Genomic DNA, 25941 nt, shown 5'->3' with positions numbered 1-25941 from the left:
GAACGGGGAGCGGCAGCGGACATGCAGAACGTGGTTGCGTTCGACGCCCTGCGGGGGCGCCCCGCCGCACACCCGACCCCGACGGCGCGGGGGTGGCAGGGGGCCGACCCCGCTGGGCACCGGCGTTGGACGTTCTGCGGGGGCGCCCCGCCGCACACCCGGCCCCGACGGCGCGGGGGTGCCGAGTGGCGCCGCCCCGCCGAGCACCGGGCCCCGGCAGGGCGGGGTGCGGGGAAGTCTCGGAATCGGTACGGGTACGACACGTGGCGGCAGCACCGGCTTAACACGGCTCCGGCACAGTGGTGGTCGTCGGCGGGGAAGTCCCGGGAGACCGGGCCGGCCGGCGCCACCGAACGGCGCGAACGCACCTCCGGAGCGGCTCCCGGACCGCGTGGACGCCACGGACGCGGACGGCCCTGACCCGGCCCGTGTCCTTCGCGGGGACCGCCGTCGTCCCGCCCCCGGGCAACCGGGGTGCGGCGGTCCCCGCCTACTCGGTCCGGCGGCGCAGGCTCTTGGACGCGTGGATGAAGTTGACGCCCACGATGCCGCCCCAGGCCACCAGCAGCCCCGGCAGATGCGCCTGCGCGGCGGCGATCGCCGACAGCGGGATCGCCAGTACCAGCGTGACGATGGCGAAGCCGAAGCGTTCGCCGAAGTTCCCGTCCCCGAGGGCGGCGGTCGGGCCGTCGCCGCGCGCGGCCAGGAGGCGCTCCTCCGCCAGCCGGCGCCGGACCTGGGTGTCGACCTTCTCGACGAACGAGTCCACCAGCGCGGCCTCGTACTCCGGCCCCAGCTCGCGCCGGGCGTCCAGGGTGGCGTCGAGTTCCTTCTTCAGCTCTTGGCCGTGTGCGTCCATGTCCCCACGCTAGGAAGGGCTCCGGGCCCGCGCACTGGGGCTGGCCCCCGTATCCGGATTCCGGGCACGGCTTGCCCGCGTGCATAACCGCATGCAGAGTGCTCCGTGACTGAATATCTCACCGGGACGGAGGGGGCGGCATGAGTGACAGCCCGGCAGCGCGGCTGCAGAAGCTGTTCGAGGGGCACCGGCTGACGCCGACCCAGCGGAGGATCGCGCACTGCATGGTGCGCGGGGCCGCGGAGGTGCCGTTCCTGTCGAGCGTGGAACTCGCCGAGCTGGCCGGGGTGAGCCAGCCGTCCGTGACCCGGTTCGCGGTGGCGCTCGGCTTCGACGGGTATCCGGCGCTGCGGCGTCACCTGCGCGAGGTGGCGCCGCCCGTGGAGCGGACGGCCGCCGGGGACGAGGACGCGTACAACGAGTACCAGCAGGCCGTGCAGGGGGAGATCGAGAACCTGCGCCGGCTGTCGGCGATGCTCGCCGATCCCTCGCCGGTCCAGGAGGCGGGACGGCTGCTCGCCGCGTCGACGCCGCTGCCGGTGCTGGGGCTGCGGGCGGCGTCCTCGCAAGCGCGGGGGTTCGCGTACTTCGCGGCCAAGGTGCATCCGGACGTACGGCTCCTCGACGAGGGCGGGTCGATGATGGACGACCGCATCGACGCGGCCGTGGCCGCCGGGGCGAGCACGCTGCTCTGCTTCGCGCTGCCGAGGCATCCCCGGGAGGTCGTGGACACGCTGGAGCGCTCGCGGCGGGCGGGCCTGACGGTGGTGACCGTCGCCGACTCGGCCTTCGCCCCGGTGGCGGGCCACTCGGACCTGCTGATCCCGGCCCCGGTGGGCACCGGCCTGGCGTTCGACACTGCGTGTGCGCCGATGCTGCTGGGGCGGGTGCTGCTGGAGGCTATGGCGGACGCGTTGCCGGATGCGCAGGCGCGGCTGGAGGCGTTTGACGCGCGGGCCGCTGCGCGGGGCCTGTTCGTGGACTGACCGGGGCTCCGCCCCGCACCCCGCGCCTCAAACGCCGGCGGGGCTGGATCGTCCGCCCGTCACCCCTACGGCGCTCCCCGCCCGCGCCTCAATCGCCGGCGGGGCTGGACTTGCCCGGCGGCACCATCAAGCCCGTCCGGCGTTTGAGGACCGGGGTCCGGGGTGGAGCCCCGGGGAACGGTGGAAGGGCGGGTAGGGGACCGGCTCCGCGCAGCGGCACCCCGGCCGGGGGCGGGCCGCAGGGTGGGCCGTCGGGGTCGGGCGCGCGCCGGGGCACCTCCTCGGGCGTCGAACATGGTGCGGCACCGGCAAGACGAGCGGGTTTCGTTCGACGCCCTGCGGGGGCGCCCCGCCGCACACCCGACCCCGACGGCGCGGGGGTGCCGAGTGGCGCCGCCCCGCCGAGCACCGGGCCCCGGCAGGGCGGGGTGCCGGTCCGGCGGGGGGGGTCCGTCAGAGCAGGGCGTCCCCGTGGGCGCCGCCCGCTTCCGCGATGAGCTCCGCGGGGGTTTGCGCCGGCCGGGCCAGGGAGAAGCGGATCCCCGCCGGGGTCTCGGCGAAGCCGTGTACGGACGGGCGCGGCAGGCTGTTGTAGCCGTAGTGCGCGGTGAAGAAGTACGCCCCCGTGTCCGGGACCGCGATGACGTCACCCGGGGCGAGCGGCGGGAGTTCCCGGGCCGCGGCCAGGAGGTCGCCGGCGAAGCACGCGGGCCCGGCGACGTCCTGCGCCACCGGATCCCCGCCCTTCGGCGCGCCCTTCGCGTCGTACGGCACGATCCGCACCGGCCAGGAGGCGGGCGCGTAGGCGGTGCGGGTCGCCAGCTGGACCCCCGCGTGGGTGAGGGCGATCTCGCGGCCCCCGCTGGTCTTGGTGTACTCGACCCGCGCCAGGACCAGGCCGTTCTTGGCCAGCAGGGACCGGCCGAACTCCGTGACGAGCCCGTACGAGCCGTCGAAGAGCCGTGGGGCCGCCCCGCGCAGGGCGGTGACGTACTCCTCGTACGTCGGGGCCGTCTCGTCCGAGGCGAAGTTCACCGGCAGGCCCCCGCCGATGTCGAGCGTGTCGACCTGGCGGCGCCCGGCCGCCGTGTTGATCTCCTCGGCGAGGGCGTGCAGTGCGCGCACGCCCTCGGCGATCAGCGGCAGGGGGACGCCCTGCGAGCCCGAGTGGGTGTGCAGCCGCGTGAGCCACGGGCGGTCGAGGTAGGCCCGCACGAGCCACTCGCGCGCGCCCGGGTCGCGCAGGGCGATGCCGAACTTCGAGGTCGCCGTGGCCGTGGACAGCGCGTCGATGGTGCCCGCGCCGGTCTGGGGGTTGATCCGGATCCCGATCGGGGACGCGGTGGGGCGGGTGGCGATGAGTGCGTCCAGGCGCTGGAGCTCCTGGCGGTTGTCGGCGTTGACGGCGATGCCCAGGGCCAGGGCCTCGCGCAGCTCGCCGGTGGTCTTGGCGGGCGAGTCCAGCACGATCCGTCCGGCGGGGAGCCCGGCCGCCCGGGCCAGTGCCAGTTCGCCGGGGCTGGCGACCTCGCAGCCGAGCCCGGTGTCGGCGAGCAGCCGCAGTACGGGCACCAGCGGGGCGGCCTTGACGGCGAAGGCGTGCAGGACGGGGGTCCCGGCCGGCAGTGCGGCGGCGAAGGCGCTGGTCAGAGCGGTGGCGGAGGCCCTGATCCCGGCGATGTCCAGTAGGCAGGCCACCGGCTCGGAGTCCAGGAGGCCCTGTTCGACGGCGGCTCGTACGACCACGTCCCTGTCCATGCCCGTCATCCCATCATCCGAAGGGACGGGCCGCAGCTGTTGACTGAATCTATTCAGGACGAGAGTATGTGAATGGATTTACCAACATCGGAGGAGGCAACGCCATGTCAGGACCCCGCCCCGTACGTGCCGCGCGAGGCACCGAGCTCAGCGCCCTGGGATGGCAGCAGGAAGCCGCGCTGCGGATGCTCCAGAACAACCTCGACCCCGAGGTCGCCGAGCACCCCGACAAGCTCGTCGTCTACGGCGGCACCGGCAAGGCCGCCCGCGACTGGCGCTCGTACGACGCGATGGTCCGCACCCTGCAGACCCTCAAGCAGGACGAGACGATGCTCGTCCAGTCCGGCCGCCCGGTCGGCGTGATGCAGACCCACGAATGGGCCCCGCGCGTCCTGCTCGCCAACTCCAACCTGGTCGGCGACTGGGCCAACTGGGAGGAGTTCCGCCGCCTGGAGCACCTCGGCCTGACCATGTACGGCCAGATGACCGCCGGTTCGTGGATCTACATCGGCACCCAGGGCATCCTCCAGGGCACGTACGAGACCTTCGCCGCCGTCGCGGCCAAGAAGTTCGGCGGCACCCTGGCCGGCACCATCACCCTCACCGCCGGCCTCGGCGGCATGGGCGGCGCCCAGCCGCTGGCCGTGACGATGAACGACGGCGTCGCCATCTGCATCGACGTCGACCCGCGCGCCATCGAGCGCCGCATCGAGCACCGCTACCTGGACGTGAAGGCCGACAACCTCCGCCACGCGCTGCAGCTCGCGGTCGAGGCGCGCGACGCCCGCAAGCCGCTCTCCATCGGCCTGCTCGGCAACGCCGCCGAGCTGCTCCCGCAGATGCTGGCCGAGGGCGCCCCGATCGACATCGTGACCGACCAGACGTCGGCGCACGATCCGCTCGCCTACCTGCCGGTGGGCGTCGACTTCGACGACATGGCCTCCTACGCGGCCAAGGACCCGGCCGGCTTCACCACCCGCGCCCGCGAGTCCATGGCCAAGCACGTCGAGGCCATGGTCGGCTTCATGGACGCCGGCGCCGAGGTCTTCGACTACGGCAACTCCATCCGCGGCGAGGCCCAGCTGGCCGGCTACGACCGCGCCTTCGCCTTCCCCGGCTTCGTCCCGGCCTACATCCGCCCGCTGTTCTGCGAGGGCAAGGGCCCCTTCCGCTGGGCGGCGCTGTCGGGCGAGGCCTCGGACATCCACAAGACCGACAAGGCGATGCTGGAGCTCTTCCCGGAGAACGAGTCCCTGCACCGCTGGATCAAGATGGCGGGCGAGCGCGTCCACTTCCAGGGCCTGCCCGCGCGCATCTGCTGGCTCGGCTACGGCGAGCGCGACAAGGCCGGCGAGCGCTTCAACGAGATGGTGGCGGACGGCACGCTGGCCGCGCCGCTGGCCATCGGTCGCGACCACCTCGACTGCGGTTCGGTGGCCTCCCCGTACCGCGAGACCGAGGCCATGCTGGACGGCTCCGACGCGATCGCCGACTGGCCGCTGCTCAACGCCATGGTCAACGTGGCCTCCGGTGCCTCCTGGGTCTCCATCCACCACGGCGGCGGCGTCGGCATGGGCCGCTCCATCCACGCGGGTCAGGTCACGGTCGCCGACGGCACCGCGCTGGCCGGCGAGAAGATCCGCCGCGTCCTCACCAACGACCCGGGCATGGGTGTCATCCGCCACGTCGACGCGGGCTACGACATCGCCGAGACCGTCGCGGACGAGCGCGGTGTCCGTGTGCCGATGCGGGAGGGTGACTCCGCGTGACACCGAGTCCGGGTGCGGCGCCGCTGCCGGGGGCTCTGCCCCCGGACCCCCGCGCCTCGAACGCCGACGGGCCCGGGAACGGCCCCGGGGGCGCCGGCTTCCACAGCATGTGGGCGGAGCTCGCACCCATCGGCCGCCACGCGGAGTCCGGCGGGTACCGCCGCCACGCGTGGACCGGTGCCGACGCCGACTGCCGGACCTGGTTCCAGGCGCAGGCGGAGGCGCGCGGGCTCACCTACGAGACCGACCGCAACGGCAACCAGTGGGCCTGGCTCGGCGACCCCCTCGCGGGGGACGCCGTGGTCACCGGCTCGCACCTGGACTCCGTCCCCGACGGCGGGGCCTTCGACGGCCCCCTCGGCGTGGTGTCCTCCTTCGCGGCCCTGGACGAACTCCGCAGGAGGGGCGCGGAGTTCTCCAGGCCGCTGGCCATCACCAACTTCGGTGACGAGGAAGGCGCCCGCTTCGGCCTCGCCTGCGTCGGCTCCCGCCTCACCGCCGGGCAGCTGACCAAGGAGAAGGCGTACGAGCTCCGCGACGCCGACGGCGTCAGCCTGCCCCAGGCCATGGAGGCCGCCGGGTACGACCCCGACGCCATCGGGGCCGACCCCGAACGCCTGGCACGCATCGGCGCGTTCGTCGAGCTGCACGTGGAACAGGGCCGCGCCCTGGACCTGTCCGGCGACCGGGTAGGCATCGCCTCCGCGATCTGGCCGCACGGCCGCTGGCGGTTCGACTTCCGCGGCGAGGCCAACCACGCCGGAACCACCCGGCTCGTGGACCGCCGCGACCCGATGCTGACGTACGCGGCGACCGTGCTGGCCGCCCGCACCGAGGCGGCCCTCGCCGGGGCCGTCGCCACCTTCGGGAAGATCGCGGTCGAACCCAACGGGGTCAACGCCATCCCGTCCCTGGTGCGCGGCTGGCTCGACTCCCGGGCGGCCGACCAGGCCACCCTCGACACGGTGGTCACCGCCATCGAGAAGGCGGCCCGCGAGCACGCGGACCGCGACGGCATCGACCTCGGCATCGTCCGGGAGTCCTTCACCCCGGTCGTCGAGTTCGAGCACGCCCTGCGCGACGAGATGAACCGGATCCTGGGCGGGTCCGTCCCCGTCCTCGGCACGGGCGCGGGACACGACGCGGGGATCCTCTCCGCGGCCGTCCCGACCGCGATGCTGTTCGTACGGAACCCGACCGGCGTCTCCCACTCCCCGCGGGAGTTCGCCGCCGAGGACGACTGCGTGGCCGGCGTCCTCGCCCTCGCCGACGTACTGGAAGGACTCGCGTGCCGGTGACGAAGACGTACTGGCTGGAACACGCCTGGCTCGACACCCTCGTCGAGCCGGGCGTGGCCCTGGACGTATCCGCCGACGGGCGGATCGCCGCCGTCCGGACCGGGGTCGCGACCCCGCCCCCGGGCGCGGAGGTCCTGCGCGGCCTCACCCTCCCCGGGCTGGCCAACGCGCACTCCCACGCCTTCCACCGGGCCCTGCGCGGCACGGTCCAGGTCGGCTCCGGCACCTTCTGGACCTGGCGCGAGGTCATGTACTCCGTCGCCCAGAACCTCACCCCCGACTCGTACTTCGCGCTCGCGCGGGCCGTGTACGCGGAGATGGCGCTGGCCGGCATCACGGCGGTCGGCGAGTTCCACTACGTCCACCACGCGCCCGGCGGCGTCGCGTACGCCGACCCCAACGCGATGGGGGAGGCCCTGATCGCGGCCGCCGCGGAGGCGGGCATCCGCATCACCCTCCTGGACACGGCGTACCTGTCGGCGGGCTTCGGCGAGGCGCCCAACCAGCACCAGCTGCGCTTCTCCGACGGCACCGCCGAGGCGTGGGCGGAGCGGGTCGGCGGGCTGAAGCCCAGGGACCACGCGCTGATCGGCGCCGCGATCCACTCCGTACGGGCCGTCCCGGCGGGGCAGTTGGCCACGGTGGCGGCGTGGGCGCAGGAGCGGCGGGCGCCGCTGCACGTGCACCTTTCCGAGCAGACCGCGGAGAACGACGCCTGCCAGGCCGCCCACGGCCGCACCCCGACGCAGCTCCTCGCCGACCACGGCGTGCTGGGCGCGCGGACCACGGGCGTCCACAACACGCACCTCACGGACGGGGACATCGCGCTCCTCGGCGGCACCACCACCGGCACCTGCATGTGCCCGACCACCGAACGCGACCTCGCGGACGGCATCGGCCCGGCGGTCCGCCTCCAGCGGGCCGGCAGCCCGCTGTCGCTCGGCAGCGACAGCCACGCGGTGATCGACCTGCTGGAAGAGGCGCGGGCGATGGAGCTCAACGAGCGGCTGGCGAGCCGTACGCGCGGCCACTGGACGGCGGCGGCGCTGCTGCGGGCGGCTTCGGCGGACGGGCACGCGGCGCTGGGCTGGTCGGACGCGGGCACCTTGGCGGTGGGCGCGCTCGCCGACTTCACGACGATCGCCCTGGACTCGGTACGGACGGCCGGTCCGGTGCCCCGCCTCGGCGCGGAGACGGCCGTCTTCGCGGCCACGGCCGCCGATGTCCGCCACACGGTGGTGGGCGGCCGGCACGTGGTCCGCGACGGGGCGCACACCCTGGTCCCGGACGTCCCGTCCGCCCTGGCCGAAACCATCGCGGCCCTCCGCACCTGACCGAGCCACCGCTGCGCGGGGCATTCCCCCACCCCGCCCCTTCCCGAAACCGGGGGCTCCGCCCCCGGACCCCCGGTCCTCAAACGCCGGACGGGCTGGAAATCCCGCCCGGCGGGGCTGGATTGCCCACAGGGCGATTCCAGCCCCGCCGGCGTTTGAGGCGCGGGGTCCGGGGCGGAGCGCCGGGAAACGGAGAAAGGGCGGGGTGGGGGAACGAAACGACTCGACGACCACGAGGAATCATGACCACCACCGCAATCACCAACATCGGCAGCCTCGTCACCAACGACCCCGCGCTAGGCGAAGGCCCCCTCGGACTGATCCGGGACGCCGCCGTCGTCATCGAGGACGACAAGATCGCCTGGGTCGGCCCCGCCGACAAGGCCCCCGCCGCCGACGCCGCGTTCAACGCGCACGGCCGCGCCGTCATCCCCGGCTTCGTCGACTCCCACTCGCACCTCGTCTTCGCGGGCGACCGCACCGCCGAGTTCAACGCCCGCATGTCCGGCAGCAGCTACGCCGCCGGCGGCATCCGCACCACCGTCGCCGCCACCCGCGCCGCCACCGACGCCGAGCTCGAAGCCAACCTGCTGCGCCACCTCGACGAGGCCCGCCGCCAGGGCACCACCACCTTCGAGACCAAGTCCGGCTACGGCCTCACCGTCGCCGACGAGGCCCGTGCCCTGCGGATCGCCGCCGCGCACACCGAGGAGGTCACCTACCTCGGTGCGCACATCGTCTCCCCGGACTACGCCGACGACCCGGCCGGATACGTGGACCTGGTCACCGGCGAGATGCTGGAGGCCTGCGCCCCGTACGCCCGCTGGGTGGACGTCTTCTGCGAGAAGGGCGCCTTCGACGGGGACCAGGCCCGCGCGATCCTCACCGCCGGCGCCGCCGCCGGGCTGATCCCGCGCGTGCACGCCAACCAGCTCTCCTACGGCCCCGGCGTGCAGCTCGCCGTGGAGCTGGAGGCCGCCTCCGCCGACCACTGCACCCACCTCACCGACGCCGACGTGGACGCCCTCGCGCAGGCCGCGGACACCACCGTCGCCACCCTCCTGCCCGGCGCCGAGTTCTCCACCCGCGCCCAGTGGCCCGACGCCCGTCGCCTGATCGACGCGGGTGCGACCGTCGCGCTGTCCACCGACTGCAACCCGGGCTCCTCCTACACGAGTTCGATGCCGTTCTGCATCGCGCTCGCCGTGCGCGACATGCGGATGACCCCGGACGAGGCCCTGTGGTCCGCGACCGCCGGCGGCGCCCGCGCCCTGCGCCGTACCGACATCGGGACGGTCGCCCCCGGGGCGCGCGCGGACCTGGCGCTCCTGGACGCCCCGAGCCATGTCCACCTGGCCTACCGGCCCGGTGTCCCGCTGGTTTCCGCCGTGTGGCAGAGGGGTGTCCGCGCCCACTGACGAGCAGTCAATTCCGGACGGCCCTTTGTCTTCCCTCTGTTGGACCCCCGGCGTACCTTGAGCCACCAATCTGATGTGTCGTCAGTAACTTGTGGCCCAAGGTTCGAGGGGAAGACGAAGGTGTCCGACCGGAAACGCTCCACCGCGCTCGCGCTGGCCTCCGCGCTGGCAGCCGGATCGGCGGTCCTGCTGGCCGCCCCCGCGGCGCAGGCCGCCGTCATCGACGTGGCCTACGACTGCAAGACCCCGATCGGGGACAAGTCGGCGGTTTCGCCCATCGACATCAAGGCCGTGAAGGAAGGCGACGGCTACAAGCTCACGATGTCCTTCCAGAAGGGCGTCTCCTCCAGCCCCGTCGAGCTCGGCAAGGGCGCGATGAGCCCCAGCGCCGTCATCCTCGTCGAGGGCGCGGAGAAGGCCTCCGTGCCGGTCTCCGGGGCGTCCAACCCCGAGGCCATCCCCGCCAACACCCCCATCAAGATCACCGACCTCTCGGGCACCTACAAGCCCAAGAAGAGCGGCAAGGTCAACTTCACCGCCGGGGTCCTGACCATCAAGGCGCTGGGGACCACGACCACGTGCACCCCGGGCAACAGCCCCAAGCCCTCCCTGGAACTGGACGTCACGGCCGCCGCCGGCGGTGGCGGCGGCACGCAGTCCGGCGGCTCCGGATCAGGCGGCTCCGGGGACACCCTCCCGCAGACCGGCCCCACCGACTCCGCCCTCGCACTGGGCACCCTCGGCGGCACCGTGCTGCTCAGCGGCGCCGTGGGCGTGCTCTGGCTGACCCGGCGCGGTCGGCAGGCCCGGTCCTGAACGGAGCGCCCCGGCCATGCCCGTGCTCCACACCCTCAAGCGCGCAGGCGTCCTGTTCCTGACGGCCGCCGCGCTGTACGCGGCCCCCGCGCACCCGGCGGCGGCCGACGAGCCCGGCTGGACGGCCGAGCCCGCCGCCGGAACGGCCGCCGCGGCGCCCGGGGGTGCCCGTCCGTACTTCTACCTCGCGGGCACCGCCGGCACGGTGCTGGAGGACCGGCTCGCCCTCACCAACACCACCGACACGGAACGCACCGTCACCCTGCGCGGGGCCGACGCCTACAACACGGCGGACGGCGCCTTCGCCGTGCGGTCCGCCCAGGAGTCCGCCGACGCCGGGTCCTGGATCAGCTTCGGCGGCGCGGCCACCGTGAAGATCCCGCCCCGCACCCGCGCCGTGGTGCCGTTCACCGTGACCGTGCCGCCCGCGTCCCCGCCCGGCGACCACCCCGCCGCCGTGGTCGCGGCCGAAGGCGGCCACGAGGTGGGCGTACGGGTCCACCTGCGGGTCGGCGGCCCCACCCTGGCCGCCCTCACCGTGGAGGACGTCTCCGTACGCGGCGAGGGCGCGGCCGCCGTCATCGCGTACACCCTGGTCAACCGGGGCAACGTGGGCCTCGCCCCCGAGCTGTCGATCAGCGCCGCGGGCACCTTCGGCGAGGTCGAGGGGCGCGGCGCCCGCACCCTGCCGGTGGAACTCCTGCCGGGGCAGCGGGCCAGGCTGACCGAGCCGTGGCCCGGCGCGCCCGTCTTCGACCGGGTCCGCCTCACCCTCACCGTCACCGCACCCGGCGGCGCCCGCGCCACCGGCGCCGGCTCGGCGTGGTTCGTGCCCTGGCGGCTCGCGGGATGGCTCGGCGGCGCCTTGGTCGCCCTCGGCGGGACGACCGCGGCCGCGCTGTACCTCGTACGCGATCGACGGCGCGCCGGGCAGGACCCGCCGGTCGACGCGACGCCCGTACCCGAACCCGAACCGGAACACGATCACGAACTGACGGGAGCAGCCAGGTGAGCCCCAACGCCGGTGGCACGATCCGTGTGCTCCTCGGTCGTGCCCGCGAAGTCCAGCCCGGCCCGCGGGGCCCGTCGTACACCCGTGCCCTGCTCCGCGGACGCGTACTGGCGGCGGCACTGGCCGCGTGCGCCCTCGCGCTGCTCCCGGCGGCCCCGGCCACCGCCGCCGAGGACCCCAAACCGGGTGTGGCGCTCTCGCTCCAGGAGGCCGCCAAGGGCACCGAGCTCACCGTCACCGGCACCGGCTGGCGCGCCAAGTCGCTGGTGATGCTGCTGGTCTGCGGCCAGAACATGATCGGCGGTACCAACAGCTGCGCCAACGCCGACGGCGCCGCGGTCTCGGTGGCCGACGACGGGCACTTCACCGCCAAGCTGCCCGTGGTGGCCCCGCCCAAGCCCTGTCCCTGCGTCGTCAACGTGACCTCCGTCAACGGTGACCAGTCCACCGTGGCCGTCCCCCTGAAGATCACGGACCACGAGGTGGCCGAGCTGCCCGCCGAGTCGGGGACGGCCCGCCTCGCCATGCTCACCGGGGTCCGGCTGGAGGGCGAGGACGGGGTGCTGACCTGGTTCGGCGCCCCGCCCACCCGGAAGTTCAAGGTCACCGTCGGCAACCTCGGCTCGGCCGCGGTCAAGGACCCGGTCTTCCAGCTCGGCACCTCGCACGGCGTGTTCGCGCCGCTGTGGGAGGAGGCCCGCTGGAAGGGGACGATCCCGCCGGGCGGCAAGGCGGAGATCGCCCTGGACGTGTCCCTGACGGCCGGCGCCTACGGGGACTACACGGTCTCCCTCAAGTACGGCGAGACCGTGGTCGCCACCCAGCCGTGGGGCGTGGACCGCCCGTACGGGGTGCTGCTCTTCTGGGGCCTGCTCCTGCTGGTGATCCCGGCCGCGCTGTTCCGCGTCGGCATGGCAGTCGTCGACAAGGTCCGCCCGCGCGAGACCCCCGCGGGTGGCCGGCACCGGGGCGCGCCGCCCGAGTCCGCCTCGGCCGTGACGACCCGCCTGCCCAGGATCGCGGCGCTGCGGGGACCGGCGCGGGCGACCGCCGAGCCCGAGACGGACTCCTCCCAGACCCCCACGGCGGTCCTGCCGTGGTTCACCCCGGACAGCACGCCGGAGACAGCACCACAGACGTCCGCACCGTCTGAGAACCGTTCGACGACGAAGGGACAAGCGTGAAGAACCGACGGAGGGTGAGCGCGGCAGTGGTCGCGCTGCTGCTCGGCGGCGCGGGTATCGCCATCGCGGCTTCCCCCGCCCAGGCCGCGGATACCACGTTCAAGGTCAAGTGCGTACCGCCGGCCGGGGGTGGCAGCCCGGTCGAGGGCGAGACCACCGCCAAGGTCACGGCGCCGGCCACGGCGAAGGTCGGTGACGAGGTCGACGTGGTGTGGGAGACCGTCAAGCCGGCCTCTAACAACACGGACCTGATGGACATCCCGAAGGACTCGGTCCAGCCCACCGGCTGGATCACGCTGGGCAGCGGGATGGGCGAGCTGAAGGTCGTCGGGGACAAGGTGAACCCGCCGATCCCCAAGAAGGCGCCCATGCAGATGTCGGCGATGAAGGGCAAGCTCAAGCTGACCAAGGCAGGGAAGATCACCCTGACGCCCGGCAAGTACGACGTGGCCGTCACCTTCCCCTTCGGCACCTTCGTCACCAAGTGCGCGCCGACCGGTGACGTGGGCGTCGGCGCCACCATCGACGTGTCGGCCGGCTCCAGCGGCGGCACGACGACCGGAGGCGCCACGACCGGCGGAGCGACGACCGGCGGTGCCACCACCGGTGGAGCGACGACCGGTGGAGCGACGACCGGCGGTGCCACGACCGGCGGTGGCTCGAACGCGGGCGGTGCCACCGGTGGCTCCGGCGGCCAGACCGACTTCCCCGGCAAGCCCGTCGACGTGAAGTTCGACTGCGGTGAGACCGTCCCCGGGGGCATCACCACCCCGGTCACCGTCAGCGCCAAGAAGAACGGCGGGAACTTCGACCTGACGGTCAAGACGGCCAAGGACGCGATGAAGGCCCCGGTGCCCCTGCCCAAGGGCGCGCTCAAGCCCTCGATGCAGATCAAGCTCGGCGGCGCCGACAGCGGCATGGTCAACGTCACCGGCCCGGCCAACGCCGACGCCATCGCCCAGGGGGCCGGCGTCAGCCTGAGCGACATGACGGGCACCTACAAGCCCGGCAAGACGGGCAAGGTCACCCTCAGCCCCGCCGACATGTCGATCGACGTCACGATGGTCGCGGGTTCCGCACCGCTCAACGTCCCCTGCAAGGCGACCAGCACCGGCGTCTCCCTGGAGCTGGACACCACCGCCCAGCCGGGCGGCTCCGGCTCTCCCGCGACGACGGGCGGCACCGGCGGCTCCGCCTCCGGAGGCCTCGCCGAGACCGGCGCCGAGGACGAGGGCGGCATCAAGGCCCTCGCCCTGGTCGCCGGCACCGTGATCCTCCTCGGCGGCGCGGTGTTCACCTTCACCCCGTGGCGCCGCCTGCGCGGCACCCGCTAGTCGGTACCGAGCACGCGCAGGAAACGCGACGGCCCGGCACACCTTCCGGTGTGCCGGGCCGTTCTCCGTTACGGAGAGCCGTTACGGGGAGTGCGTCAGTGCACGCCACCCATGAGCGGCTGGACCTTCTTGCGGTACATGTAGATCGCGATGCCGGCGAGGACGGCGAGGATGCCCTGGGAGGCGAACCAGCCCTGGGTGTCCGTCGGGGCGCCGATCAGCTGGAGCAGCGCGATGGCCGAGTCACCGGCGGTGACCGCGAGGAAGAAGACGCCCATCATCTGGGAGGCGTACTTCTGCGGCGCCAGCTTGGTGGTCAGCGACAGGCCGACCGGGGAGAGGGTGAGCTCACCGACGGTCTGGATGAAGTACACGCCGACCAGCCACATCGGGCTGACCTTGGCGTCGCCGCCGGCCAGGCCCTGGGCGACCATCATGACGCCGAAGGAGATGCCGATCATGACCAGCGCGAAGGAGAACTTGGCGAGGGTCGTCGGCTCCTTGGAGCGCTTGGCGAGGGCCACCCACAGCATCGCGAAGAGCGGGGCGAGCGCCATCACGAACAGCGGGTTCAGCGACTGGAACCAGCTCTCCGGGAAGTTGAAGCCGAACAGCGTGCTGTCCGTGCTGTCCTTCGCGAACAGGGACAGCGTGGAGCCGGTCTGGTCGTAGATCGCCCAGAAGATCGCGGCGGCCGCGAAGAACCAGACGTACGCCGACATGCGGGACCGCTCGACCGTGGAGAGGTCCTTGTCGCGCTTGATCCGCAGGATCGCCCAGGCGGGCAGGATCAGACCGGCGATGGTCAGCGGCCACAGCGCGTAGTTGATCGTGAAGATGCCGGCCAGGCCGATGCCCGCGTAGGCGACGGCGGCGACGCCGAGCCAGATCAGGCCCTTCTTGACGACCGAGGACTTCTCGGCGGCGCTCAGCGGGCTCGGAACGGTGTTCGAGACCGGGTTGAGGTGGCGGAAGCCGAAGAAGTAGAAACCGAGACCCAGGGCCATGCCGACACCGGCCATGGCGAAGCCGAGGTGCCAGTTGATCTCCTGGCCGACGTAGCCGATGGTCAGCGGCGCGACGAAGGCACCGAGGTTGATGCCCATGTAGAAGATCGTGAAGCCGCCGTCACGGCGCGGGTCGTTCTTGTCGCGGTAGAGCTGGCCGACCATCGTGGAGATGTTGGCCTTCAGCACGCCCGAACCGGCGGCGATCAGCGCCAGGCCGATGAAGAACGAGACGGACGAGGGCACCGCCAGCAGGAAGTGACCGGTCATGATCACGACACCGGCGACGGCCACGGCCTTGCGGGCACCCCACACACGGTCACCGAGCCAGCCGCCCGGGAGGGCGAGCAGGTAGACCATGGCGTTGTAGACGGAGTAGATCGCGACCGCGGTCGCGTCGTTCATCCCCAGACCACCGTCGGCCACGTTGGTGGCCAGGTAGAGGACGAGCAGCGCGCGCATGCCGTAGAAGCTGTAGCGCTCCCACATCTCCGTCATGAAGAGGAAGGCGAGGCCGCTGGGGTGGCCGAGGAAGGTCTTCTCGGTGGAGGTGTCCGCCGAGTTCCTCGTCAGGCTGGAAGCCATGGGTCGATCCTTGCTTGCTCGGGACGCTTCGCTTCGTGAGCGGAACAGCGCCCGGGACGGGTGCCGGCACCGGCGGCGGATCCCCCACCCCACGCCCAGGGGTCTCACCCCTGGTGGGGGCGAAGGGAACATCCGTAACCGGGATCCACGCCCGCTCGCGCACCTTCGCGCGTCGGGCCCGGCCCATAGGTCATTCACTGTCATCAAGCCCGGACAGGTGAGTCACACAAGACTGCCTGTCCGGTCAGGACAGAAATAGAGACCTTTGGCAGTTTTTGGCACAAAGGTCCCTGAGATAGTGCATCAGGCGTCTCGCCACCATACGACACGACACTGGGGCATATGAAAGGACTTGAGATATGGATCACAGGTCAGCCGGGAACCGATCACGCACATTCGAAGGTCGGTAGTAGTCCATAAGGCCAGTTCGGCAGGGGTGTGACGGCAGGCCCCTGGATTGACTCACCGCGGACTACCATCACCCACATGACGCGTGTACTGCTCGCCGAGGACGACGCATCCATCTCGGAACCCCTGGCCCGCGCCCTGCGCCGGGAGGGGTACGAGGTCGAGGTCCGGGAGGACGGCCCCACCGCCCTGGACGCGGGACTGCAGGGAGGCGTCGACCTCGTCGTCCTGGACCTGGGCCTGCCCGGAATGGACGGCCTGGAAGTGGCCCGCCGGCTGCGTGCCGAGGGCCACGGCTTCCCGATCCTGGTCCTCACCGCCCGGGCCGACGAGGTGGACACGGTGGTCGGCCTCGACGCCGGCGCCGACGACTACGTCACCAAGCCCTTCCGGCTCGCCGAGCTGCTGGCCCGGGTCCGGGCCCTGCTCCGGCGCGGCGCCAACGAGGCCTCCCAGCCCCCCGCCACCCACGGCGTGCGGATCGACGTGGAATCGCACCGCGCGTGGATGGGGGAGGAGGAGCTCCAGCTCACCGCCAAGGAATTCGACCTGCTGCGGGTCCTGGTCCGCGACGCGGGCCGGGTCGTCACCCGCGACCAGCTGATGCGCGAGGTCTGGGACACCACCTGGTGGTCCTCCACCAAGACCCTCGACATGCACATCTCCTGGCTGCGCAAGAAGCTCGGCGACGACGCGGCGAACCCCCGCTACATCGCCACCGTCCGGGGCGTCGGCTTCCGTTTCGAGAAGAGCTAGTACGTACTGAGTCATGCGCCGCCGCCTGATCAACTCCACGCTCGCCGTGGTGCTCGTCGTGATCGCCGTCTTCGGGGTCTCCCTGGTGATCGTGGAGACCCGGACGATCACCAACAGCGCCCAGGACCGGATCGAGTCCGAGGCCCTGCGCCTGCTGAACATCGTCGAGGCCAACGCACTGGAGAAGAAGCCCGTCGACGCCGAGGCGCTCGGCGAGCAGCTCGACGTGGGCGACCACGCCCGGATCTCCGTCCCCGGCTCGCCGACCGTGGAGGTCGGCGACCGGATCCCCGACAAGGTCGTCCGCGGCACCGCGCGCGGCGAGCAGGGCGAGACGGTCGTCGTCGAGGCCTCCCGCTCCACCGTGACCAAGGAGGTCGGGCGGACCCTGGCCGTGGTCGGCGCGGTGGCGCTGCTCGCCGTCGTGGCGGCCGTACTGCTCGCCGTACGGCAGGCGAACCGGCTCACCTCCCCGCTCACCGACCTCGCCGAGACCGCCGAACGCCTCGGCTCGGGCGACCCCAGACCCCGGCACAAGCGGTACGGAGTGCCCGAGCTGGACCGGGTCGCGGACGTGCTGGACTCCAGCGCCGAACGGATCGGCCGGATGCTGACCGCCGAGCGGCGCCTGGCCGCCGACGCCTCGCACCAGCTGCGCACCCCGCTCACGGCCCTGTCGATGCGGCTGGAGGAGATCACCGTCACCGACGACCTGGAGACCGTCCGGGAGGAGGCGTCGATCGCCCTCACCCAGGTGGAGCGGCTCACGGACGTCGTGCAGCGGCTGCTCACGAACTCGCGGGACCCGCGTACGGGCTCCGCGGTCCCCTTCGACCTGGACGAGGTCGTCAAGCAGCAGGTGGAGGAGTGGCGGCCGGCCTACCGCAGCGCCGGCCGGGCCATCGTGCGCTCCGGCAAGCAGGGCGTACGGGCCGTCGGCACCCCGGGCGCGGTCGCGCAGGTCCTGGCGACCCTCGTGGAGAACGCCCTCATGCACGGTGGCGGAACGGTCGCGCTGCGTACCCGGGTCATCGGCAACCAGGCGGTGCTGGAGGTCACGGACGAGGGCCCCGGGGTCCCGCCGGACCTCGGCAACCGGATCTTCGAGCGGACCATCAGCGGCCGCAACTCCACCGGGATCGGCCTCGCGGTCGCCCGGGACCTCGCGGAGGCCGACGGCGGCCGCCTCGAACTGCTCCAGGCACAGCCGGCGGTCTTCGCGCTCTTCCTCAGCCGTACGTCACCGAAGCGCCCCGAACCCGAGGCCACGGTCCGCTAGGCCGTCGCCCGGCCCGGATCCCTAGTTGTTCGCGGGCTCCGGCTCGGGCAGCGGCTCCGGCCTGCGGTCGGGCTTGGGCAGCGGCGCCGGCTCGGGCATGGGCTCGGCGGGCGTCGCGGCGAGGGGTGCGGGCAGGGCCTTGAAGACCCAGGTGCGGTAGGACCAGAAACGGAACACGGTGGCCGTCCCGATGCCGATGAACTTGAACACGTTGCTGGCGACCGGGCCGCCCCAGCCGAAGCCGTACGTGGCCACGTACAGCACGCCGTTCTCGATGACCAGGCCGATCGCGCTGAAGGCCACGAAGAGGACCAGCTCGCGCGTGCGCCCGGCCGCGTCGCTGTGGGCGCGGTCGCGGTAGGCGAAGTAGCGGAAGCCGAGGTAGTTCGTGGCGATGGCCACCACGGTGGCTATCACGCTCGCGCGCACCACCTGGAGATCGGTGGTGCTGCGGATCAGGTTGAAGACGCCCAGATTGACCAGCACGCCCAGGCCGCCGACCGCACCGAACTTGGCGACCTCCCGTACGAGGCCGCGTACGCGTTCGAGAACAGATCCGTTCCCCGGCGTGCTCATCAGTAGGTCAGTCCCGTCGGTCACCGCCCCCGCGAAGGGGCGTCCGGCTGTCGTCCGGTCGTCGTCCGGTCGTCGTCCGGTGTTCTCCGTCAACCCACCCATGCTAAGTGTCCCCCCTGTGCTCCGTCTGTGCCTTCCGACCTCGTGCGACGCACGGCACATCGGCAGGTACGAGCCAGGGCGCGTCCATATGGCGGAATCCCGCCGGATACCCTGGAGGAGTGACGTTCCCCGTAGTTGGCATGGTCGGCGGCGGACAGCTCGCCCGCATGACCCACGAGGCGGGCATCCCCCTCGGCATCAGATTCAAGCTCCTCAGTGACACACCACAGGACTCGGCGGCCCAGGTCGTGAGCGATGTCGTCATCGGCGACTATCGCGATCTGGAGACACTGCGCGCGTTCGCGCGCGGCTGCGACGTGATCACTTTCGACCACGAGCACGTACCCACCGAGCACCTGCGGGCCCTGGAAGCGGACGGCATCCCCGTCCGCCCGGGGCCCGACGCGTTGGTGCACGCCCAGGACAAGGGGGTGATGCGCGCCAAGCTCGACGAGATCGGCGCACCCAGCCCCCGCCACCGGATCGTGAGCGATCCGGCGGACGCGGCTGCCTTCGCGGCGGAGGTCGGCGGTTTCCCCGTCATCCTCAAGACCGTGCGCGGCGGCTACGACGGCAAGGGCGTGTGGTTCGTACGCGGCCAGGAGGACGCGGAAGCGCCCTTCAAGGCCGGTGTCCCCGTCCTGGCCGAAGAGAAGGTGGACTACGTCCGCGAGCTCGCGGCCAACATCGTCCGTTCCCCCCACGGCCAGGCGGTGGCCTACCCCGTCGTGGAGTCCGTCCAGGTCGACGGGGTCTGCGACACGGTGATCGCCCCCGCCCCGAACCTCTCCGCGGAGCTCGCGAGCGAGGCCCAGGCGCTCGCCCTGCGCATCGCCAAGGAACTCGACGTGACCGGCCACCTCGCCGTGGAACTGTTCGAGACCACCGACGGCCGCATCCTCGTCAACGAACTGGCGATGCGCCCGCACAACAGCGGCCACTGGACCCAGGACGGGGCCGTGACCTCCCAGTTCGCCAACCACGTGCGCGCGGTCCTGGACCTCCCGCTGGGCGACCCCCGCCCCCGCGCCAAGTGGACCGTGATGGCGAACGTGCTGGGCGGGGACTACCCCGACATGTACGCGGCGTACCTGCACTGCATGGCCCACGACCCCCAGCTGAAGATCCACATGTACGGCAAGGACGTGAAACACGGCCGCAAGGTCGGCCACGTCAACACGTACGGCGACGACCTGGACGATGTCCTGGAGCGCGCACGCCACGCAGCCGACTACCTCAGAGGAACGGTCACCGAATGAGCACCTCCGCAAGCGCTCCCCTCATCGGCATCGTCATGGGTTCGGACTCCGACTGGCCGGTCATGGAGGCCGCCGCGCAGGCCCTCGACGAGTTCGAGATCCCCTACGAGGTCGACGTCGTCTCCGCGCACCGGATGCCGCGCGAGATGATCGCGTACGGGGAGCAGGCCGCGGACCGCGGTCTGAAGGCGATCATCGCGGGCGCGGGCGGCGCCGCCCACCTGCCGGGCATGCTCGCCTCGGTCACCCCGCTGCCCGTGATCGGCGTACCGGTCCCGCTGAAGTACCTCGACGGCATGGACTCCCTGCTGTCGATCGTCCAGATGCCCGCGGGGGTTCCCGTCGCCACCGTCTCGGTCGCCGGGGCGCGCAACGCGGGCCTGCTGGCCGCCCGCATCCTCGCCACGCACGACGAGGACCTGCTGGCGCGGATGCGCGACTTCCAGCAGGAGCTGAACGACCAGGCCACCGAGAAGGGCAAGCGGCTGCGCGCGAAGGTCGCGGGCGCGGACTCCTTCGGATTCGCGAAGTGAGCGCGGCGCAGCGCCTGGACGAGGCGCGTGAGCTGCTCGCCGAGCACCCGGTCGTCGACGGCCACAACGACCTCCCCTGGGCGCTGCGCGAGCAGGTCCGCTACGACCTGGCGAAGCGCGACATCGCGGGCGACCAGTCCGCCCACCTGCACACCGACATCCCCCGGCTGCGGGCCGGCGGGGTCGGGGCTCAGTTCTGGTCGGTCTACGTCCGCTCCGACTACGCCGGCGACACGGCGGTCAGCGCCACGCTGGAGCAGATCGACGTCGTCGCCCAGCTGATCGACCGTTACCCCGGCGACCTGGTCCGGGCCCTGACCGCCGACGACATGGAGGCCGCCCGGGCGAGCGGGCGCATCGCCTCCCTGATGGGCGCCGAGGGCGGCCACTCCATCAACAACTCCCTCGCCACGCTGCGGGCCCTGCACAAGCTGGGCGTGCGGTACATGACGCTCACGCACAACGACACGATCGACTGGGCGGACTCGGCGACCGACGAGCCCCGGCACGGCGGCCTCACCGACTTCGGCCGCGAGGTCGTCCGGGAGATGAACCGCGTCGGCATGCTCGTGGACCTCTCGCACGTCGCCGAGACCACGATGCGCGACGCTCTGGCCACCTCCGCCGCGCCGGTGGTCTTCTCGCACTCCTCCGCGCGTGCGGTCTGCGACCACCCGCGCAACATCCCGGACGACGTCCTCGCCCTGCTCCCGGCCAACGGCGGGGTGGCCATGGCGACCTTCGTGCCGAAGTTCATCCTCCCGGCGGCGGTCGAGTGGACCCAGGCCGCGGACGAGAACCTGCGCGCCCACGGCTTCCACCACCTGGACACCACCCCCGAGGCGATGGCCCTGCACCGCGCCTTCGAGGAGGCCCGCCCCCGTCCGGTGGCCACCGCCTCGACGGTGGCGGACCACCTGGACCACATGCGCGAGGTGGCCGGCATCGACCACATCGGCATCGGCGGGGACTACGACGGCACGGCCTTCACCCCGTCCGGCCTGGACGACGTGGCGGGCTACCCGAACCTGGTGGCGGAACTCCTCACCCGCGGCTGGTCCCGCCCGGACCTGGCGAAGCTGACCTGGTCCAACGCGGTCCGATCCCTCCGCGACGCGGAGTCGGTGTCCCGCGACCTGTCTGCGACGCGGGGCCCGTCGAACGCGGTGCTGTAGCCCCCGGCGGGGCGGTCGGCCCCGGATGCTGCGCACGGGGCTCCGCCCCCGCACCCCCGGTCCTCAAACGCCGGACGGGCTGGACTTGCCTCCGGCGGCGCCTCAAACGCCGGCGAGGCTGAAAGTCCGGCCTCGCCGGCGTTTGAGGCGCGGGGTCCGGGGCGGAGCCCCGGGTCTTTCCAGCCTGTCCGGCGATTGAGGACCGGGTCCGGGCGGAGCCCGGTGAACGGAGGAAGGGCGGGGCGGGGAGCGGCTCCGCGCAGCGGCGCCCGCCTCCGCCCGGCCAGAGCAGCGGCAGTGGCAACCGCCCGGCCAGGGCAAGGCCGTGCCCGCCCGGCCAGGGCCACGGAACCCGCCCCCGCCCGGCCAGGGCAAAGGCCACCCGAACGCCACACCCGCCGGGCGGCACACACGCCCCGCGTGTCACGGTGGCACCACCTCTCCCTGCTGCCGCCGAGACCGGAGCGAACGCCATGGCCGACCTGCAGGATGAACCCCACTCCGTCGGAATCGGAGCCGAGGACCCCCCGGCCGCCGCCACCAAACCCGCCGCCGGCGCGCTCGACCGCGCCACCGCGCTGCTGTCCGTCCATCCCGTCGCCGACGGCTGCAACACGCTCGTGTGGACCCTGCGCCAGAGCCCGTACCACGACATCGACACCCAGGAACCCGGAGTCGACACCGACATCCCGAGGCTCCGGGCCGGCGGCGTGGGCGCCCAGTTCTGGTCCCTGCTGGTGCCCCCGACCGGCCCGCCCGCCACCGTGGTCTCCGAGACCCTGGAACAGATCGACGTGGCGCTGGCCCTGATGCGCCGCTACCCCGACGGCCTGCTCCTCGCCCTCACCGCCGACGACATGGCCGACGCCCGCAACCGCGGCCGCATCGCCTCGTTCCTCGGCCCCGTGCCCGGCAGCGCCCTCACCGATTCCCTCGGCGTGCTGCGCGCCTTCCACACGCTGGGCGTACGGATCCTCGCCCCCGCGGGAGCGCCCTGGGCGGCGGACGAGCTGACCGCCTTCGGCCACCAGGTGGTCCGCGAGGCGAACCGGCTCGCGGTCCTGCTGGACCTCGCCGGCTGCGAGCCCGAGGCGGCCTGCCGGCTCGTGGGGGCGTCCAAGGCGCCGGTGGTCGTCTCGAACACGGGCGCGGCCGCCCTGAACCCGCATCCCGGGAACGTCACCGACGAGGTGCTGCTCGCCCTGCGGGAGGCCGGCGGTCTGGCCATGGTCACCTTCGACACCGCCCGCACCGGGGACTCCCTGCACGCGGTGGCCGACCACATCGACCATGTGCGGGCCGTCGCCGGTCCGGGCGGCGTCGGCCTCGGCGCGGGCTTCGGTTCCGAACAGGGAGGCCCCCGCCCGACCGGCCTCACCGACCCCTCGGGCTACCCCAAGCTGCTCGCCGAACTCCTGGAACGCGGCTGGTCGGAAGCCGACCTCGCGGCGCTGACCTGGGGCAACGCCCAGCGGGTGCTGCGCGACGCGGAGTTCACGGCCCGCGCGGCCCAGCACCGCCGCACGTAGAGCGGCAACTCCAGCCCTGCCGGTCGACCACTCCGGCCCCGCCGGCGTTCGAGGCGCGGGGTCCGGGGCAGCGCCCCGGCAAGGGCGCCGCACCGGCACCCCGGGCGAGGGCGGCCCGCAGGGCAACGCACCGAGCGGGGCGTGCCCGCAGGGCGTCAGGCCCGGGGGCGTCCCATCGCCCGGTACGTCCACCCGGCCGCCCGCCAGCGCTCCGGGGCCAGCGCGTTGCGACCGTCCAGGATCAGCCGGTCCGTGACGACATCCCCCAGCTCCGCGGGGTCGAGGTCACGGAACTCGCGCCACTCGGTGAGGTGCAGGACGACCTCCGCGCCCCGCGCCGCCTCCAGCGCGGAGTCCGCGTACCCGAGGGTCGGGAACACGCGGCGAGCGTTCTCCATGCCCTTGGGGTCGTACACCGTCACCTGTCCGCCCTGGAGGTGGATCTGCCCCGCCACGTTCAGCGCGGGGGAGTCCCGTACGTCGTCCGAGTCCGGCTTGAAGGTGGCGCCGAGCACGGCCACGCGCTTGCCCAGGAACGAGCCGCCCACGGCCTCCCGCGCCAGCTCGACCATGTGTCCGCGGCGGCGCATGTTGATCGAGTCGACCTCCCGCAGGAAGGTCAGCGCCTGGTCGGCGCCCAGTTCGCCGGCCCGGGCCATGAACGCCCGGATGTCCTTCGGGAGGCAGCCGCCGCCGAAGCCGATGCCGGCCCGCAGGAACTTCGCGCCGATCCGCTCGTCGTAGCCGATGGCCTCCGCCAGCTTCACCACGTCGCCGCCGGCCGCCTCGCACACCTCGGCCATGGCGTTGATGAAGGAGATCTTGGTCGCCAGGAAGGAGTTGGCGGCGGTCTTGACCAGCTCCGCCGTCGGGAAGTCGGTCACCACCAGCGGGCTTCCCTCGCCCATCGGCGTCTCGTACACCTCGCGCAGCACCTTCTCGCCGCGCTCGCCCTGTACGCCGATCACGATCCGGTCGGGGTGCAGCGTGTCCTGCACGGCGAAGCCCTCCCGCAGGAACTCCGGGTTCCAGGCCAGCTCCACGTCCGCGCCCGCCGGGGCCAGCTCCACGAGCTTCTCCGCCAGCCGCTGCGCCGAGCCCACCGGCACGGTCGACTTGCCGACCACCAGCACGGGCCGCGTCAGGTGCGGGGCCAGCGAGCCCATCGCCGCGTCCACGTAACTCATGTCACAGGCGTACTCGCCGTGCTTCTGCGGGGTGTTCACGCAGACGAAGTGGACGTCGCCGAACGCGCCGACCTCCTCGAAGGAGGTCGTGAACCGCAGCCGCCCCGTGGATCCGGGCAGCCCGGCCACGTGCTTGGCGAGCAGTTCCTCCAGCCCGGGTTCGTACATCGGCACCCGGCCGGACGCCAGCATCTCGATCTTCTCGGGCACCACGTCCAACCCCAGCACCTCGAACCCCAGCTCCGCCATCGCCGCGGCGTGGGTCGCGCCGAGGTAGCCGGTGCCGATCACAGTGATCCTGAGGGGGGCCATGGGGAGCTCCAGAGGTGCGGGGCCGTATGCGGCCACTGAGCATAGTCGGGCCCGTGGAGGGGGACGCTCCCCAGTGCCGCCCCCGCTGTCACGCAACTCACGCGGGCCGTCCATACCGCTGCCCCGGAGGCGACGACTAAACTTGGGTTACTTAACGGTAGTTAGCATCACGAAACGCGCCACGCGGCGCGTCACCCTTGGGGAGTGAGAGATCTTGGCGGGTTCTGCCGACTTCGACCTGTACCGCCCGGCCGAGGAGCACGACATGCTCCGCGAGTCCGTCCGCTCGCTCGCCGAGGCGAAGATCCTCCCGTTCGCGGCCGCGGTCGACGAGGAGTCCCGCTTCCCGCAGGAGGCCCACGACGCGCTCGTCGCCAACGACCTGCACGCCGTCCACGTCCCGGAGAGCTACGGCGGCGCCGGCGCCGACGCGCTCGCCACCGTGATCGTGATCGAGGAGGTGGCCCGCGTGTGCGCCTCCTCCTCCCTGATCCCGGCCGTCAACAAGCTCGGCTCGCTGCCGGTGATCCTCTCCGGCTCCGAGGAGCTGAAGAAGAAGTACCTCGGCCCGCTGGCCAAGGGCGACGGGATGTTCTCGTACGCCCTCTCCGAGCCGGACGCCGGCTCCGACGCGGCCGGCATGAAGACCCGCGCGGTCCGCGACGGCGACTTCTGGGTGCTCAACGGCGTGAAGCGCTGGATCACCAACGCGGGCGTCTCCGAGTACTACACGGTCATGGCCGTCACCGACCCGGAGAAGCGCTCGAAGGGCATCAGCGCCTTCGTCGTCGAGAAGTCGGACGAGGGCGTCTCCTTCGGCGCCCCGGAGAAGAAGCTCGGCATCAAGGGCTCCCCGACGCGCGAGGTCTACCTCGACAACGTCCGCATCCCCGCCGACCGCATGATCGGCGCCGAGGGCACCGGCTTCGCCACCGCGATGAAGACCCTCGACCACACCCGCATCACCATCGCCGCCCAGGCCCTCGGCATCGCCCAGGGCGCCCTGGACTACGCCAAGGGCTACGTCCAGGAGCGCAAGCAGTTCGGCAAGCCGATCGCCGACTTCCAGGGCATCCAGTTCATGCTCGCGGACATGGCCATGAAGATCTCCGCCGCCCGCGCCCTGACCTACCAGGCCGCCGCCGCCTCGGAGCGCGGCGACGCCGACCTCACCTACCTCGGCGCCGCGGCCAAGTGCTTCGCCTCCGACGTGGCCATGGAGGTCACCACGGACGCCGTCCAGCTCCTCGGCGGCTACGGCTACACCCGTGACTACCCGGTGGAGCGCATGATGCGCGACGCGAAGATCACGCAGATCTACGAAGGCACGAACCAGGTCCAGCGCATCGTCATGGCCCGCAACCTCCCGTAACGGGGCGGTACATGCTCTGACCTGCACGGACGAGGAAGGCCCCGGCTCCGGCCGGGGCCTTCCCGCGTTGCCGCGGCATGGCTAGTGTGTGCG

21 protein-coding genes are annotated in these 25941 nt (G+C 72.6%); 16 read left to right on the top strand and 5 right to left on the bottom strand.

Features of this window, described 5'->3' with window-relative positions:
* Positions 1–490: 490 nt before the first annotated feature.
* Positions 491–859, bottom strand: coding sequence for a hypothetical protein (locus ACFYYJ_RS39260; RefSeq protein WP_385133321.1), 369 nt, complete (start codon positions 857–859; stop codon positions 491–493).
* Between the two features lie 140 nt (positions 860–999).
* Here ACFYYJ_RS39260 and ACFYYJ_RS39255 point away from each other — a divergent pair, with 140 nt between their 5' ends.
* The gene (locus ACFYYJ_RS39255) at positions 1000–1845 is read left to right on the top strand and encodes a MurR/RpiR family transcriptional regulator (protein WP_385133318.1); all 846 of its coding nucleotides are present in this window, start codon (positions 1000–1002) and stop codon (positions 1843–1845) included.
* 453 nt (positions 1846–2298) lie between these two features.
* Here ACFYYJ_RS39255 and ACFYYJ_RS39250 read toward each other — a convergent pair whose 3' ends face one another.
* Positions 2299–3612, bottom strand: a complete 1314-nt coding sequence (locus tag ACFYYJ_RS39250; RefSeq protein WP_389139433.1) for a diaminopimelate decarboxylase — start codon at positions 3610–3612, stop codon at positions 2299–2301.
* Between the two features lie 95 nt (positions 3613–3707).
* On the opposite strand from ACFYYJ_RS39250, the gene hutU reads away from it, so the two are divergent.
* From hutU to ACFYYJ_RS39210, 8 genes are all read left to right on the top strand, one after another.
* The gene (gene hutU / locus ACFYYJ_RS39245) at positions 3708–5372 is read left to right on the top strand and encodes a urocanate hydratase (RefSeq protein WP_385132733.1); all 1665 of its coding nucleotides are present in this window, start codon (positions 3708–3710) and stop codon (positions 5370–5372) included.
* Between the two features lie 107 nt (positions 5373–5479).
* Positions 5480–6670: an allantoate amidohydrolase gene (locus ACFYYJ_RS39240; RefSeq protein ID WP_385132767.1), complete on the top strand. Its 1191-nt coding sequence runs from the start codon at positions 5480–5482 to the stop codon at positions 6668–6670.
* A complete protein-coding gene (locus tag ACFYYJ_RS39235) occupies positions 6667–8004 on the top strand; it encodes a formimidoylglutamate deiminase (protein ID WP_389139430.1) in 1338 nt (445 codons plus the stop codon). The genes ACFYYJ_RS39240 and ACFYYJ_RS39235 overlap by 4 nt, the downstream gene beginning before the upstream one ends.
* A 242-nt stretch (positions 8005–8246) precedes the next feature.
* Positions 8247–9422 (top strand): imidazolonepropionase, encoded by a 1176-nt coding sequence (gene hutI / locus ACFYYJ_RS39230; RefSeq protein ID WP_389139428.1) that lies wholly within the window; start codon positions 8247–8249, stop codon positions 9420–9422.
* 120 nt (positions 9423–9542) lie between these two features.
* Positions 9543–10238: an LPXTG cell wall anchor domain-containing protein gene (locus ACFYYJ_RS39225; RefSeq protein ID WP_385132742.1), complete on the top strand. Its 696-nt coding sequence runs from the start codon at positions 9543–9545 to the stop codon at positions 10236–10238.
* Between the two features lie 16 nt (positions 10239–10254).
* The gene (locus ACFYYJ_RS39220; protein ID WP_389139426.1) at positions 10255–11250 is read left to right on the top strand and encodes a hypothetical protein; all 996 of its coding nucleotides are present in this window, start codon (positions 10255–10257) and stop codon (positions 11248–11250) included.
* A complete protein-coding gene (locus ACFYYJ_RS39215) occupies positions 11247–12434 on the top strand; it encodes a hypothetical protein (RefSeq protein WP_389139424.1) in 1188 nt (395 codons plus the stop codon). Before ACFYYJ_RS39220 ends, ACFYYJ_RS39215 begins: the two co-directional genes overlap by 4 nt.
* Before the next feature lie 14 nt (positions 12435–12448).
* The gene (locus ACFYYJ_RS39210) at positions 12449–13768 is read left to right on the top strand and encodes a hypothetical protein (RefSeq protein WP_389139422.1); all 1320 of its coding nucleotides are present in this window, start codon (positions 12449–12451) and stop codon (positions 13766–13768) included.
* Positions 13769–13863: 95 nt separating this feature from the next.
* Here ACFYYJ_RS39210 and ACFYYJ_RS39205 read toward each other — a convergent pair whose 3' ends face one another.
* The gene (locus ACFYYJ_RS39205) at positions 13864–15360 is read right to left on the bottom strand and encodes a peptide MFS transporter (protein ID WP_385132753.1); all 1497 of its coding nucleotides are present in this window, start codon (positions 15358–15360) and stop codon (positions 13864–13866) included.
* A 486-nt stretch (positions 15361–15846) separates the two neighbouring features.
* Between ACFYYJ_RS39205 and ACFYYJ_RS39200 the strand changes: the two genes are divergently transcribed.
* Together ACFYYJ_RS39200 and ACFYYJ_RS39195 are read left to right on the top strand one after the other, a co-directional pair.
* On the top strand, positions 15847–16524 hold the full coding sequence (locus tag ACFYYJ_RS39200; RefSeq protein WP_215035026.1) for a response regulator transcription factor: 678 nt from the start codon (positions 15847–15849) through the stop codon (positions 16522–16524).
* 13 nt (positions 16525–16537) lie between these two features.
* The gene (locus ACFYYJ_RS39195) at positions 16538–17803 is read left to right on the top strand and encodes an ATP-binding protein (RefSeq protein WP_385132756.1); all 1266 of its coding nucleotides are present in this window, start codon (positions 16538–16540) and stop codon (positions 17801–17803) included.
* 21 nt (positions 17804–17824) lie between these two features.
* Here ACFYYJ_RS39195 and ACFYYJ_RS39190 read toward each other — a convergent pair whose 3' ends face one another.
* A complete protein-coding gene (locus ACFYYJ_RS39190) occupies positions 17825–18379 on the bottom strand; it encodes a GtrA family protein (protein ID WP_385132759.1) in 555 nt (184 codons plus the stop codon).
* A gap of 242 nt (positions 18380–18621) precedes the next feature.
* Here ACFYYJ_RS39190 and ACFYYJ_RS39185 point away from each other — a divergent pair, with 242 nt between their 5' ends.
* The 4 genes from ACFYYJ_RS39185 (at position 18622) to ACFYYJ_RS39170 (ending at position 22977) form a co-directional block, all read left to right on the top strand.
* Positions 18622–19740, top strand: coding sequence for a 5-(carboxyamino)imidazole ribonucleotide synthase (locus ACFYYJ_RS39185; protein WP_385132770.1), 1119 nt, complete (start codon positions 18622–18624; stop codon positions 19738–19740).
* Complete coding sequence (gene purE, locus ACFYYJ_RS39180; RefSeq protein WP_385132762.1) at positions 19737–20273, top strand: 5-(carboxyamino)imidazole ribonucleotide mutase; 537 nt, start codon at positions 19737–19739, stop codon at positions 20271–20273. The genes ACFYYJ_RS39185 and purE overlap by 4 nt, the downstream gene beginning before the upstream one ends.
* Positions 20270–21448, top strand: a complete 1179-nt coding sequence (locus ACFYYJ_RS39175; protein ID WP_385132764.1) for a dipeptidase — start codon at positions 20270–20272, stop codon at positions 21446–21448. Before purE ends, ACFYYJ_RS39175 begins: the two co-directional genes overlap by 4 nt.
* Positions 21449–21921: 473 nt before the next feature.
* The gene (locus ACFYYJ_RS39170) at positions 21922–22977 is read left to right on the top strand and encodes a membrane dipeptidase (RefSeq protein WP_385364614.1); all 1056 of its coding nucleotides are present in this window, start codon (positions 21922–21924) and stop codon (positions 22975–22977) included.
* Between the two features lie 155 nt (positions 22978–23132).
* Here ACFYYJ_RS39170 and ACFYYJ_RS39165 read toward each other — a convergent pair whose 3' ends face one another.
* Positions 23133–24476 carry a UDP-glucose dehydrogenase family protein gene (locus tag ACFYYJ_RS39165; protein ID WP_385132969.1) on the bottom strand — a complete coding sequence of 448 codons (1344 nt, stop codon included), beginning with the start codon at positions 24474–24476 and terminating at the stop codon, positions 23133–23135.
* 214 nt (positions 24477–24690) lie between these two features.
* On the opposite strand from ACFYYJ_RS39165, the gene ACFYYJ_RS39160 reads away from it, so the two are divergent.
* A complete protein-coding gene (locus ACFYYJ_RS39160; protein WP_385132971.1) occupies positions 24691–25848 on the top strand; it encodes an acyl-CoA dehydrogenase family protein in 1158 nt (385 codons plus the stop codon).
* The last annotated feature ends 93 nt before the right edge of the window (positions 25849–25941 follow it).

It is taken from the genome of Streptomyces sp. NPDC002467 (genome assembly GCF_042889825.1).
GTDB lineage: Bacteria > Actinomycetota > Actinomycetes > Streptomycetales > Streptomycetaceae > Streptomyces.
Note: the sequence above shows the minus strand (reverse complement) of the source record. Positions and strands in the feature narration are given on the sequence as shown.